The organism is Leclercia sp. 119287 (assembly GCF_009734485.1).
Classification (GTDB): Bacteria; Pseudomonadota; Gammaproteobacteria; order Enterobacterales; family Enterobacteriaceae; genus Enterobacter; species Enterobacter adecarboxylatus_C.
In genome coordinates, this window is record NZ_CP046445.1 from 4,552,300 (window position 1) to 4,563,917 (window position 11,618).

The 11,618-nt window shown below is 59.1% G+C and carries 12 protein-coding genes and 1 pseudogene; 7 read left to right on the plus strand and 6 right to left on the minus strand.

The window, feature by feature from the left end:
* The first annotated feature begins 67 nt into the window (after positions 1-67).
* Positions 68-670 (plus strand): 16S rRNA (guanine(966)-N(2))-methyltransferase, encoded by a 603-nt coding sequence (rsmD, locus tag GNG27_RS21920; protein ID WP_142487429.1) that lies wholly within the window; start codon positions 68-70, stop codon positions 668-670.
* Entirely contained in the window at positions 654-935 is a 282-nt protein-coding gene (locus GNG27_RS21925) for a DUF1145 family protein (RefSeq protein ID WP_032614948.1), read from the plus strand. The genes rsmD and GNG27_RS21925 overlap by 17 nt, the downstream gene beginning before the upstream one ends.
* A 62-nt stretch (positions 936-997) precedes the next feature.
* On the opposite strand, the gene GNG27_RS21930 is transcribed toward GNG27_RS21925, so the two are convergent.
* Entirely contained in the window at positions 998-1,357 is a 360-nt protein-coding gene (locus GNG27_RS21930; protein ID WP_142487430.1) for a DUF2500 domain-containing protein, read from the minus strand.
* Positions 1,358-1,484: 127 nt separating this feature from the next.
* Here GNG27_RS21930 and GNG27_RS21935 point away from each other — a divergent pair, with 127 nt between their 5' ends.
* A complete protein-coding gene (locus GNG27_RS21935; protein ID WP_142487431.1) occupies positions 1,485-2,111 on the plus strand; it encodes a lysoplasmalogenase in 627 nt (208 codons plus the stop codon).
* 76 nt (positions 2,112-2,187) lie between these two features.
* Positions 2,188-4,374, plus strand: a complete 2,187-nt coding sequence (gene zntA, locus GNG27_RS21940) for a Zn(II)/Cd(II)/Pb(II) translocating P-type ATPase ZntA (RefSeq protein WP_156264808.1) — start codon at positions 2,188-2,190, stop codon at positions 4,372-4,374.
* Positions 4,375-4,447: 73 nt separating this feature from the next.
* Here the strand turns inward: zntA and GNG27_RS21945 are convergent, their stop codons facing one another.
* The 4 genes from GNG27_RS21945 to tusA all read right to left on the minus strand — a co-directional run bounded on the left by GNG27_RS21945 (position 4,448) and on the right by tusA (position 7,730).
* On the minus strand, positions 4,448-5,734 hold the full coding sequence (locus GNG27_RS21945) for a TRAP transporter large permease (protein ID WP_142487433.1): 1,287 nt from the start codon (positions 5,732-5,734) through the stop codon (positions 4,448-4,450).
* Positions 5,735-5,744: 10 nt separating this feature from the next.
* Positions 5,745-6,254, minus strand: a complete 510-nt coding sequence (locus GNG27_RS21950) for a TRAP transporter small permease (RefSeq protein ID WP_142487434.1) — start codon at positions 6,252-6,254, stop codon at positions 5,745-5,747.
* A 21-nt stretch (positions 6,255-6,275) separates the two neighbouring features.
* The gene (locus tag GNG27_RS21955) at positions 6,276-7,247 is read right to left on the minus strand and encodes a TRAP transporter substrate-binding protein (protein ID WP_142487435.1); all 972 of its coding nucleotides are present in this window, start codon (positions 7,245-7,247) and stop codon (positions 6,276-6,278) included.
* 240 nt (positions 7,248-7,487) lie between these two features.
* A complete protein-coding gene (tusA, locus tag GNG27_RS21960; protein WP_142487436.1) occupies positions 7,488-7,730 on the minus strand; it encodes a sulfurtransferase TusA in 243 nt (80 codons plus the stop codon).
* Between the two features lie 165 nt (positions 7,731-7,895).
* Between tusA and GNG27_RS21965 the strand changes: the two genes are divergently transcribed.
* Both GNG27_RS21965 and GNG27_RS21970 read left to right on the plus strand, forming a co-directional pair.
* Positions 7,896-8,561 carry a 7-cyano-7-deazaguanine/7-aminomethyl-7-deazaguanine transporter gene (locus GNG27_RS21965; RefSeq protein ID WP_106995269.1) on the plus strand — a complete coding sequence of 222 codons (666 nt, stop codon included), beginning with the start codon at positions 7,896-7,898 and terminating at the stop codon, positions 8,559-8,561.
* 72 nt (positions 8,562-8,633) lie between these two features.
* Positions 8,634-9,191 (plus strand): DcrB family lipoprotein, encoded by a 558-nt coding sequence (locus GNG27_RS21970; RefSeq protein WP_032614966.1) that lies wholly within the window; start codon positions 8,634-8,636, stop codon positions 9,189-9,191.
* A 4-nt stretch (positions 9,192-9,195) separates the two neighbouring features.
* Here GNG27_RS21970 and GNG27_RS21975 read toward each other — a convergent pair.
* A pseudogene (locus GNG27_RS21975) lies at positions 9,196-10,435 on the minus strand (MFS transporter).
* A 108-nt stretch (positions 10,436-10,543) separates the two neighbouring features.
* On the opposite strand from GNG27_RS21975, the gene GNG27_RS21980 reads away from it, so the two are divergent.
* Positions 10,544-11,617, plus strand: coding sequence for an AI-2E family transporter (locus tag GNG27_RS21980; protein ID WP_156264809.1), 1,074 nt, complete (start codon positions 10,544-10,546; stop codon positions 11,615-11,617).
* The last annotated feature ends 1 nt before the right edge of the window (position 11,618 follow it).

An 11,618-nucleotide genomic window follows, 5' to 3' on the forward strand; every position in this document is an offset into this window, starting at 1 on the left:
TTTATCACTTAACTTAACGCACATCACCGCCTGCAAGCGCAGGCCGTCGGTGTTCCCGAGCAAAGATATGAAGAAACCCAACCGTGCCGCAGCGGGCCAGATACGCATTATCGGCGGCCAGTGGCGAGGCCGTAAACTGCCGGTACCGGATAGCCCCGGTCTGCGCCCAACCACCGACCGCGTTCGCGAGACGCTGTTTAACTGGCTGGCACCTTCAATGGTAGATGCCCGCTGCCTGGATTGCTTCGCCGGAAGCGGTGCGCTGGGTCTCGAAGCCCTGTCGCGCTACGCCGCCAGCGCCACGCTGCTGGAAATGGATCGCAGCGTGGCCCAGCAGTTGCAGCAAAACCTGGTCACCCTGAAGGCCGCGCACGCGAAAGTCGAAAATACCAACACCCTCGCCTTCCTTGCGCAGGCGGGCAGGCCGCACGATGTGGTGTTTGTCGATCCGCCTTTTCGCAAAGGGCTGCTGGAAGAGACGCTGACGCTGCTGGAAAACAACGGCTGGCTGGCGGATGATGCGCTAATCTACGTCGAGAGCGAGGTAGAAAATGGTTTACCGCCGGTGCCCGCCCACTGGGATCTGCACCGGGAAAAAGTGGCCGGCCAGGTCGCCTATCGTCTTTATCACCGTCAATCACAAGGAGAGACTGATGCCGGTACTGATTAATCTGGGTCGTTTGCTGATGATCGGGGTCTGGGCCTTTTTGTTGCTTAACCTCGTCCACCCCTTCCCGCGTCCGATGAATATCTTCGTCAACGTGGCGCTGATCTTCACCTCATTTATGCACGCCCTGCAGATGGTGATGCTCAAAAACGGCATGCCGAAGGATGGCCCGAAAATGACCGGCTGGCAGCAGCTGCGGGTGTTTATTTTTGGCGTGTTTGAACTGCTGGTGTGGATGAATAAGTTTAAGGCGCAGGCGAAGAAGTAATCTGCGCGCTGTTGCCCGGTGGCGCGATGCTTACCGGGCCTACGGTTCGTCCGGGCCGATAATCACGGCGCCGGACTAAACCCCTCAAACCGCGACCCTTTGTAGCTCAACGTCCCTTTATCCCCCACCGTCAGCTGATGGTACTGCTTCTCGTCGAGGCGAAAAGTCATCTCCAGACCGCCGCTCTCCGGCTTAAAGCTCGCCTCATAGCGCATTGCAGTGCCAGCGGGCGTCACCTGCTGCTGCCGCGATCGGCGATCGTTGAGCGCTTTTTCCCGTTTATTGCTCACCACCACCTGCTTTTGCTGCAGCGGGGCGGCGTCGTTATCCGCCTTTTCCCGACGCTGCTGCACAAAGCGAAACGAGGCGGCAATGACGATAATCGCCAGCACGATAATAAAAAAAAGCGGCATCTTGCTCATTAGACAATCCTTAAGACCAGGCTGAAATCAGGATAGCGTGCCACGCTGTGCATTGCTATTGGCCCATCTGCACCACTACACTGAAGTGAAACTGTTTGTTCAACAATAACAGATACAGGGACTTAATATGCTTTGGTCATTTATCGCTGTCTGTTTCTCCGCATGGCTGTATGTCGATGCGTCCTACCGCGGCCCTGCCTGGCAGCGCTGGCTGTTTAAACCCGTCACCTTGTTGCTCCTGTTACTGCTGGCCTGGCAAGCGCCGATGTTTAACGCCATCAGTTACCTGGTGCTCGCCGGGCTCTGCGCGTCGCTGGTGGGCGATGCTCTGACCCTGCTGCCGCGCCAGCGTCTGCTCTATGCCGTGGGGGCGTTCTTCTTATCGCACCTGCTCTATACCATCTATTTCGCCAGCCAGATGACGCTGTCGTTCTTCTGGCCGCTGCCGCTGGCGCTGCTGGTCATTGGCGCGCTGCTGATCGCCGTGATCTGGTCGCGTCTGGAAGAGCTGCGCTGGGCGGTATGTACCTTTATCGCCATGACCCTGGTGATGGTCTGGCTGGCGGGCGAGCTGTGGTTCTTCCGTCCGACGGCTCCTGCCCTGTCGGCCTTCATCGGCGCCACGCTCCTGCTGCTGGGCAATATCGTCTGGCTGGGTAGCCACTATCGTCGCCGTTTCGGTGCCGATAATGCCATTGCCGCCGCCTGCTACTTCGCCGGGCATTTCCTGATTGTGCGTTCGCTGTATATTTAAATAGCGCTTGACTCTGGAGTCGACTCCAGAGTGCATACTGCGGTTAATGAGAAAATTATCATTGCCGGAGAGTGCCATGTCGACTCCAGAAACGCCAAAAAAAGTGCCGCAGTTTTCGGCACTTAAGCTCGCCCCCCTTCCCGCCAAAGAGGCCTGCTGCGCCGCGGATCACGGTCCTGTGCAGGCCGAAGCCGTGGCGCCCGTCCAGGGCCAGCGTTACAGCTGGGTGGTCAACGGCATGGACTGTGCCGCCTGCGCCCGCAAAGTGGAAACCGCCGTCCGCCAGGTGGCGGGCGTCAATCATGTCCAGGTCCTGTTTGCCACCGAAAAACTGCTGGTCGATGCCGACAGCAACGTCAGTGCCAAGGTCGAAGCGGCGGTCATCAATGCGGGCTATACGCTGCGCAATGAGAACGCTCCCGCCGAAAAAGCCTCGGTGCTGCGCGACAATCTGCCGCTCATCACGCTGGTTCTGCTGATGGGCATAAGCTGGGGGTTGGAGCAGCTCAACCACCCGCTCGGCAACCTCGCCTTTATCGCCACCACCCTGGTCGGGCTCTGGCCGGTGGCCCGCCAGGCGCTGCGCCTGATGAAAAGCGGCAGCTGGTTCGCCATTGAAACCCTGATGAGCGTGGCCGCCATCGGGGCGCTGTTTATCGGCGCCACGGCGGAAGCGGCGATGGTCTTGCTGCTGTTTTTGATTGGCGAGCGGCTCGAAGGCTGGGCGGCAAGCCGGGCGCGTAAAGGGGTCAGCGCGCTGATGGCGCTGAAACCTGAAACCGCAACTCAGGTCATTAATGGCGAACGCAAAACCGTGCCTATTGCCGCGCTGCGTCCGGGGGATGTGATTGAAGTTGCCGCCGGAGGTCGTCTGCCTGCTGACGGGACGCTGCTCACCGCCGCGGCCAGCTTTGATGAAAGCGCCCTCACCGGCGAATCCATTCCGGTCGACCGTGCGGCGGGTGAAAAAGTCCCGGCGGGGGCCACCAGCGTCGATCGTCTGGTACAGCTAACCGTGCTGTCCGAACCGGGGGACAGCGCTATCGACCGCATCCTGAAGCTGATCGAAGAGGCGGAAGAGCGCCGCGCCCCGGTGGAGCGCTTCATTGACCGCTTCAGCCGCATCTATACCCCGGTGATTATGCTGATTGCCCTGCTGGTGGCCGTAGTGCCGCCGCTGCTGTTCAGCGCGCCCTGGGAGGGCTGGATCTACAAAGGGCTGACCCTGCTGCTGATTGGCTGCCCGTGTGCGCTGGTGATCTCTACCCCGGCGGCCATCACCTCCGGGCTGGCGGCCGCCGCACGTCGTGGGGCGCTGATTAAGGGCGGTGCCGCACTGGAGCAGCTGGCGCAGGTGCAGCAGGTGGCGTTCGACAAGACCGGCACCCTGACGGTGGGCAAGCCGCAGGTAACGGGCATTTATCCGCACGAGATTGGCGAGCAGGATCTGCTGGCGCTCGCCGCCGCGGTAGAGCAGGGTTCCACCCACCCGCTGGCGCAGGCGATTGTGCGTGAAGCGCAGACCCGCGGGCTGGCTGTTCCGACGGCTACCGGCCAGCGGGCGCTGATGGGCTCAGGGATCGAAGCTGAAGTCGCGGGCAGCAAGGTGCTCATTTGCGCGGCAGATAAATTCCCTGCTCCGCACTTTGTAACGCAAATCGCTACTCTGGAGCAGGCCGGGCAGACGGTAGTGATGGTGGTCCAGGACGGCGAGGCAAAAGGTCTGATCGCCCTGCGTGATACCCTGCGTAATGACGCGAAAGAGGCCGTTAGCGCCCTGCATCAGCTCGGCGTCAACGGCGTGATCCTGACCGGCGATAACCCGCGCGCCGCCGCAGCCATTGCCGGTGAGCTGGCGCTGGATTACCGGGCGGGGCTGCTGCCAGCCGATAAAGTGCAGGCGGTAACGGCCCTGAATGGGCAAGCGCCGCTGGCGATGGTCGGGGACGGGATTAATGACGCCCCGGCGATGAAGGCGGCAACGCTTGGCATTGCGATGGGTAGCGGCACCGACGTAGCGCTGGAGACCGCCGATGCGGCGCTCACCCACAACCGCCTGACCGGGCTGGCGCAGATGATCGGTCTGGCCCGCGCCACCCGCGCCAATATCCGGCAGAACATCGCCATCGCGCTGGGGTTGAAGGGGATTTTCCTGGTGACGACCCTGCTGGGCATGACGGGATTGTGGCTGGCGGTGCTGGCGGATACCGGGGCGACGGTGCTGGTGACCGCGAACGCGTTGCGGCTGTTGCGCCAGAGGTAAAAAAACGCCCGGTGGCGCTACGCTTACCGGGCCTACAAAAACCCATGAACCGTAGCGCCGCCCGGCATTATCACTACTGCATCCCCAACATCCGCGGTAACCACAGCGATATCGCCGGGATGTAGGTCACCATCCCCAACACCAGCAGCAGCGCGCCGTAGAACGGCAGCATCGCCCGGACCACGGTCTCGATCTTCTGCTTACTCACCGCACTGGCGACAAACAGCACCGACCCCACCGGCGGCGTAATCAGCCCGATCCCGAGGTTGACCATCATGATCATCCCAAAATGCACCGGATCGATACCCAGCGAGTTGGTCACCGGCAGCAGCACCGGGGTCAGGATCAGGATGATCGGCGCCATGTCCATCAGGGTGCCGATCAGCAGCAGCATGACGTTAAGGTACATCAGGATCACGTACTTGTTGTCCGAGAGCGAGGTGAAGAACTCGGTGATCCGCATCGGCAGCTGCATGTAGGTCATCACCGCGCCAAAGGCCGCTGCAAAGCCGATCAGGATCATCACGATCGTTACCGTCTTCACCGTGCGGCACATCAGCTTCGGCAGCTCGTTCCACTTGTAGTCACGGTAGATAAACATGGTGACAAAGAACGCCCACAGGCAGGCGACCGCCGCCGATTCCGTCGCGGTAAAGATCCCCGACAAAATGCCGCCGAGAATGATCACCACCGTCATCAGACCCCACAGGGCATCGAAGAAAATCTTCAGCGCCTGCTTAAAGGGGATCCTCTCGCCTTTCGGATAACCGCGCTTGTGGGCAAAGCCCAGGCACAGCACCATCAGACAGACGCCGAGCAGCAAGCCCGGCAGGACGCCGGCGATAAACAGCGTCGCAATCGACACCGTTCCGCCTGCGGCCAGGGAGTAGATCACCGAGTTATGGCTGGGCGGGATCAGGATCGCCTGCACCGAGCCGCTGGCTGTCACCGCCGCTGCGTACTCACGCGGATAACCCTTCTTCTCCATCTCCGGGATCATCACGCTACCGATGGAGGCGGTATCCGCCACCGACGAGCCCGAAATGGCACCGAAGAAGGTCGAGGCGACAATATTCACCAGCGACAGCCCGCCGCGAATAAAGCCGACAAAGATATAGGCAAAGTTCACCAACCGGCGGGCAATGCCCCCTTCCGCCATGATCGCCCCCGCCAGGATAAAGAACGGGATCGCCAGTAGGGTAAATTTATTCACCCCGCTGGTGATCTGGATCATCAGCGCCTCCAGCGGCAGGTCAATCCACAGCGCTCCCGCCACCGCACTTAAGCCGACGGCGAAGGCCACCGGCATCCCCAGCGCCAGTAAAATGGCGAGGGTGAAGAGCAAAACAAACGCGTCCATGATTCACCCCTTAACCGTGGTTGCCGATCATCACGACCGGGCGGTTTTCCTGAGAGCCAAACATCAGGCGCTCCAGGACAAACAAAATGAGGATCGCCGAACCGATGGGCAGCGGCAGATAGCTCTCACCGGAGGTCAGGATCGGGAACTCCGCCACCGGCTGTTCCCACAGCTCGACGCAGAGCAGATAGCTGTACCAGAAGATAATCAGCGAGATCAGCAGCATCAGCACATCCACCACCTTCGCGCACAGCGCTTTTAACGCCGCAGGCAGGCGGTCGGTGAGCATATTTACCGCGATATGGGATCCGGCGCGGTAACCCACGGCGGCCCCGATAAAGGTGAAGGTCACCATGCAGATAATGGCTACCGGCTCCGGCCACGACTCGCCGCGGTTGAGGACGTAGCGGGAAAAAATCCCAATCGGGATCACGATGGTCATCACCAGCAGCGAAATGCCCGCCACCGCCATGGCGAGCAGGTACAGGCGATCCATCCACTTCAAATAGCGTTCGGACATACGTCCTCCACAACGAGGGGGTTACTGGACGTCAGCGATGGCTTTCATCAGATCCTGATGCTTGTCGCCATACTGGGCGCGCACCGGCTCTGTCGCCTTCACGAAGACCGCTTTATCAATGTCGTGGAACTGCACGCCGCCCGCCTTCATCTTCTGCAGAGCTTCGTCGTTATAGGCCTGCCACAGCTTGCGCTGCTCGAACTGCGCTTCGCGGGCCAGGGTCAGAATTTTTTGCTGTTCGTCGGCGCTCAGCTTGTCCCATTTCACTTTGGAGTAGAGCAGCATTTCCGGGGTGATGAAGTGGCCGCTGAGGGTGTAGTTTTTGGCGACAGGCATGTAGTTGTGGGCGATAAAGGTCGGCGGGTTGTTCTCGGCACCGTCGATAACGCCGGTCTGCATGCCGCTGTAAACTTCACTTACCCCCATTGCCACCGAGTTAGCTCCCATATCTTTCAGCGTGGCCAGCGCCACCGGGCTACCCTGCACGCGGATTTTCTTACCCTTCAGATCTTCCGGTTTAACAATGGGATCTTTGGTGATCAGGTTACGGGTGCCGGAGTCCATCCAGCCGAGGAACACCAGCCGCGATTTCGGGTTGGCGGTGAGTTTATCGCCGATCGATTTACCGATATCGCCGTCGATCACTTTGTGCATATGGTCTTCGTCACGGAAGACATAGGGGAGCGTAAAGACTTCAATATCCGGCAGGATGGCGGCAACCGGGGCCATGGAGACGCGAATCATATCGATTGCCCCCATCTGCGCCTGCTCAATCATCTGCTTTTCATCGCCCAGCACGCCGCCGGGGAAGACTTTGATCTCCAGCTTGCCGTCGGTTTGTTGTTTAAGTTTTTCACCCATATGCTGCACCGCCACCACGTTCGGGTAGCCTTCAGGATGCACATCAGCGGCTTTAATGGTTTGAGCAGAAACAGAGCAGGCAAAAGCAGACAGGCACAGAGCGGCCAGCAACGGCTTGAGGGTCGTTTTCATTGAGTCAACTCCAGGGTAGTGAGGTAAGTATCGGAACGTTGTTTTAGTTTTGAACGTTTAAAAACTAGACTACTGCCTGGAAAGCGTAGGTGAAGCACTTCACAAAAAGCGCTAAAAAATGAAATGGTGGTTTATTTTGGTGATGGAGGTCAAACGAAATGGCAATCGTAGGCCCGTGCAAGCGCAGCGCCGCCGGGCACGCCGGGTGGCGGCGATGCCTTACCCGGCCTACAAGGTCTATTACCCTTTGCGGATAAGATATTTGTACGGCAATACCCCGGTCTCTTGCGCCAGCAGCTCATGTTCCATAAAGGTACAGAAGCCCGGAATATCGCGGGTCGTGGCCGGATCGTCGGCAATAATTAACAGCGTTTCGCCGGACTGCATCGTGCGCACGGTTTTGCGCACCATCATGACGGGTTCCGGGCAGCGCAGGCCCTGCGCGTCAAGGGTGTGGTCCGGGTGGGTAAACAGATCGGTCATCGTGGTCTCGTCCAGATAAAAACGGCAGTAGTTTACGCCGCGAGCCGGGCAAAGCAAACCAGGTTAACGATTGCGTGAAAATTAGCCATTGCAAAGTGTCGTTAAAGCAGTATCATGCGGCGGCTTTATTGGGTTCCCTCACCCCAACTTTAAAAAGGTCACAATATGACGCAGTTCTCTCAATCGCAGCGCGTAAAAGCGTTGTTCTGGCTTTCGCTTTTTCATCTGCTGGTGATCACCTCCAGTAACTACCTGGTGCAGCTGCCCATCTCCATTTTTGGTTTTCATACCACCTGGGGCGCATTCAGTTTCCCGTTTATCTTCCTTGCGACCGATCTCACCGTTCGTATCTTTGGCGCCCCGCTGGCCCGACGCATTATTTTTGCCGTCATGCTTCCGGCGCTGTTTGTTTCGTACGTGATCTCCTCGCTGTTCTATATGGGTAGCTGGCAGGGCTTTGAGGCGCTGACGCACTTTAACCTGTTCGTCGCCCGTATCGCCGCCGCCAGCTTTATGGCCTATGCGCTGGGACAGATCCTCGACGTACATGTGTTTAACCGCCTGCGGCAGAACCATCGCTGGTGGATGGCACCGACCGCCTCCACGCTGTTTGGCAACGTCAGCGATACCCTGGCCTTTTTCTTTATCGCCTTCTGGCGCAGCCCGGATGCGTTCATGGCGCAACACTGGATGGAAATTGCGCTCGTGGACTACGCCTTTAAGGTGCTTATCAGCCTGGTCTTCTTCCTGCCGATGTACGGCGTGCTGCTGAATATGTTGCTGAAAAGATTCGCGGATAAATCTGAAATCCCGGGATTGCAGGCTGGTTAAGGGTTCCCCTGAACAGTTGTGATAAGATGGATTGATGCGCCGTTATGGCCGTTTATCGAAAGGAAGAATGTAATGCGCAATCTGGTTAAATATGTCGGGATTGGCCTGCTGGTGATGGGGCTGGCAGCCTGTGATAACAGCGACACCAAAACGCCTGCTCAGGCTGCGTCTGCTGAAAGCAACGCCACGGGCCAACCGGTCAGCCTGATGGATGGCAAACTCAGCTTCTCTCTGCCGGCGGATATGACCGATCAGAGCGGCAAGCTGGGCACCCAGGCGAACAACATGCACGTTTATTCCGATGCTACCGGGCAAAAAGCGGTGATCGTGATCGTTGGTGATGACACCAATGAAGACCTGGGCGTGCTGGCGAAGCGTCTGGAAGATCAGCAGCGCAGCCGCGACCCGCAGCTGCAGGTCGTGACCAATAAAGCCATCGAGCTGAAAGACCACAAGCTGCAACAGCTGGACAGCATTATCTCTGCCAAAGGCCAGACGGCTTACTCCTCCGTAGTGCTGGGCAAAGTGGACAACAAGCTGCTGACCCTGCAGATCACGCTGCCTGCTGACGATCAGCAGAAAGCGCAAACTGCCGCAGAGAACATCATCAATACCCTCGTGATTCAGTAAGTTCTCACGATGAGATGGCCTCCTCCGGAGGCCATTTTTTTAGCCGCCACGTCAGCAGTAACGCCACCGCCACCAGCCCCGCTGCCGCCAGATAGATAACAGGTACCCCGGCCCACGCCATCACCAGCCCGGCCAGCGGCCCGGTGATCCCCAGCGACATATCCATAAACACCGTATAGGTCGCCAGCGCCGCGCCCTGGTTCTGCTGCGGCACCGCTTTCACCGCCACCACCCCCAGCGCCGGGAACACCAGCGAGAAGCCCGCGCCTGCGAGGAACACCCCGATCCGTGCCATCCAGGGCGCATCGGCGATACCGGTCAGCAGCAGGCCGACAATCTCAACGCTAAAGCAGATGATGGCCACGTTCAGCCCGCCCAGTCGGTTGATGCCGTTCGGGAACAGCAGCCGCGTCCCGACGAAGGCACAGCTGAACAGGGTCAACGCAAAGGCCGCGCCGTCCCAGCCTTTATCGGCGTAGAACAGGGTAATGAAGGTGGCGATCACCCCAAAACCTGCCGAGCCAAGGGCCAGGGCCATGCCGTAGGGCCAGACGCGCCCCAGCACCGCGCGAAACGGCATCGGTTTGCCTTTGCTGGCTTTGACTTTTGGTCGCGGCAGCGCAAATAAAATCGCCAGCAGCGCCACCACCATAATGGTAAGCGCCAGCCCGCTCAGGCCGGTGTAGCGATAGCAGAGCACGCCGAGCGGGGCCCCCATCGCCATCGCGCCGTAGGTGACGATCCCGTTCCAGGAGATCACCCGTCCGATGTGCGATGCCCCCACCACCCCGACGCCCCACAGCGTGGAGCCGGTTCCGGCGAGGCTTTGCCCGACCCCAAGGATCACCCGGCCAAGACAGAGCAGCGCCAGGCTCACCATCGGCCAGGCGCTGGTTAACCCGGCGAGGAGATAGCTCACTCCGCTCAGGAAGCAGCCGCAAAGCCCCAGCACCACAATGCTTTTCGGGCCAAACAGGTCGGCATAGCGCCCGGCGTAAGGGCGGCTTAACAGCGTGGCGAAGTATTGCAGGCTGATCACAAGGCCCGCCCAGAAGGCGCTAAAGCCCATAATGTCATGGACATAGCCCGGCAGCACGGCCAGCGGCAGGCCGATGGTCAGGTAGCTGGCAAAGTTGAAAATAACGACGGAAACAATACGCAGGTTGAGGCGTAATCCACTCAGTGCCGGTTCGGCGGCGGGTTCGGGCATCAGGTTCACCAGAATTTTTACAACAGTGTTTCACTATTACCATGACAGGGGCCGAAATGCAGCAGCGACTTTAAGATTAACGGCCTCCGCCGAAGCGCTGCGCGCGCACTACACTTATGAGCATCTCATAAGAGGAAACACTATGTTAACCACGCCACCCGGTAAACCGGGTCTTACACAGCCTGATAAATCCGGTCTTCATATTCTGCTCAAACTGGCCTGCCTGGTGGTCATCCTCGCAGGTATTCACGCCGCAGCGGATATTCTCGTGCAGCTGCTGCTGGCGCTCTTTTTCGCCATCGTCCTCAACCCCCTCGTCACCTGGTTTTTGCGTCGCGGATTTAGCCGCCCTCTGGCCATCACCATTGTGGTGGTGGTGATGCTGATTGGCCTGACGGCGCTGTTTGGGGTGCTGGCGGCCTCGCTTAATGAATTTGCCGCCCTGCTGCCGAAATACAATAAAGAGCTGACGCGCAAGCTTTTGGATCTCCAGGAGATGTTTCCCTTTCTCAACCTGCATATCTCCCCGGAGCGGATGCTGAAACGGATGGACTCGGAAAAGGTGATGACCTTTGCCACCGCGCTGATGACCCAGCTTTCCGGGGCGATGGCCAGCGTCCTGCTGCTGGTGATGACGGTGGTGTTTATGCTGTTTGAAGTGCGCCACGTGCCGTACAAAATGCGTTTTGCCCTCAATAATCCGCAGATCCACATCGCCGGTCTGCACCGGGCGCTGAAGGGCGTTTCTCATTATTTGGCGCTGAAAACGCTGTTAAGCCTGTGGACGGGCGCGATTGTCTGGCTGGGGCTGACGCTGCTGGGGGTACAGTTCGCCCTGATGTGGGGTGTGCTGGCCTTCCTGCTGAACTATGTGCCTAATATTGGCGCGGTCATCTCCGCCGTCCCGCCGATGATCCAGGCGTTTCTGTTCAATGGTCTCTATGAGTGCGCCATGGTGGGGGCGCTGTTCCTGATCGTCCATATGGTGCTGGGCAATATCGTTGAGCCCCGGATGATGGGCCACCGGCTGGGGATGTCCACCATGGTGGTGTTCCTGTCGTTACTGATCTGGGGCTGGTTACTGGGCCCGGTCGGGATGTTATTGTCCGTTCCGCTGACCAGCGTCTGTAAGATCTGGATGGAGACCACCCAGGGGGGCAGCAAGCTGGCGATCCTGCTCGGCCCGGGCCGACCGAAAAGCCGCTTACCGGGATAAC

What these genes read in the sequence shown, in the direction of transcription:
- GNG27_RS21925 (WP_032614948.1), top strand. Translation starts at nt 654, where the DNA reads ATGCCGGTACTGATTAATCTGGGTCGTTTGCTGATGATCGGGGTCTGG.
- rsmD (WP_142487429.1), top strand. Translation starts at nt 68, where the DNA reads ATGAAGAAACCCAACCGTGCCGCAGCGGGCCAGATACGCATTATCGGC.
- zntA (WP_156264808.1), top strand. Translation starts at nt 2,188, where the DNA reads ATGTCGACTCCAGAAACGCCAAAAAAAGTGCCGCAGTTTTCGGCACTT.
- GNG27_RS21965 (WP_106995269.1), top strand. Translation starts at nt 7,896, where the DNA reads ATGACGCAGTTCTCTCAATCGCAGCGCGTAAAAGCGTTGTTCTGGCTT.
- GNG27_RS21930 (WP_142487430.1), bottom strand. Translation starts at nt 1,357, where the DNA reads ATGAGCAAGATGCCGCTTTTTTTTATTATCGTGCTGGCGATTATCGTC.
- GNG27_RS21935 (WP_142487431.1), top strand. Translation starts at nt 1,485, where the DNA reads ATGCTTTGGTCATTTATCGCTGTCTGTTTCTCCGCATGGCTGTATGTC.
- GNG27_RS21980 (WP_156264809.1), top strand. Translation starts at nt 10,544, where the DNA reads ATGTTAACCACGCCACCCGGTAAACCGGGTCTTACACAGCCTGATAAA.
- tusA (WP_142487436.1), bottom strand. Translation starts at nt 7,730, where the DNA reads ATGACCGATCTGTTTACCCACCCGGACCACACCCTTGACGCGCAGGGC.
- GNG27_RS21970 (WP_032614966.1), top strand. Translation starts at nt 8,634, where the DNA reads ATGCGCAATCTGGTTAAATATGTCGGGATTGGCCTGCTGGTGATGGGG.
- GNG27_RS21945 (WP_142487433.1), bottom strand. Translation starts at nt 5,734, where the DNA reads ATGGACGCGTTTGTTTTGCTCTTCACCCTCGCCATTTTACTGGCGCTG.
- GNG27_RS21950 (WP_142487434.1), bottom strand. Translation starts at nt 6,254, where the DNA reads ATGTCCGAACGCTATTTGAAGTGGATGGATCGCCTGTACCTGCTCGCC.
- GNG27_RS21955 (WP_142487435.1), bottom strand. Translation starts at nt 7,247, where the DNA reads ATGAAAACGACCCTCAAGCCGTTGCTGGCCGCTCTGTGCCTGTCTGCT.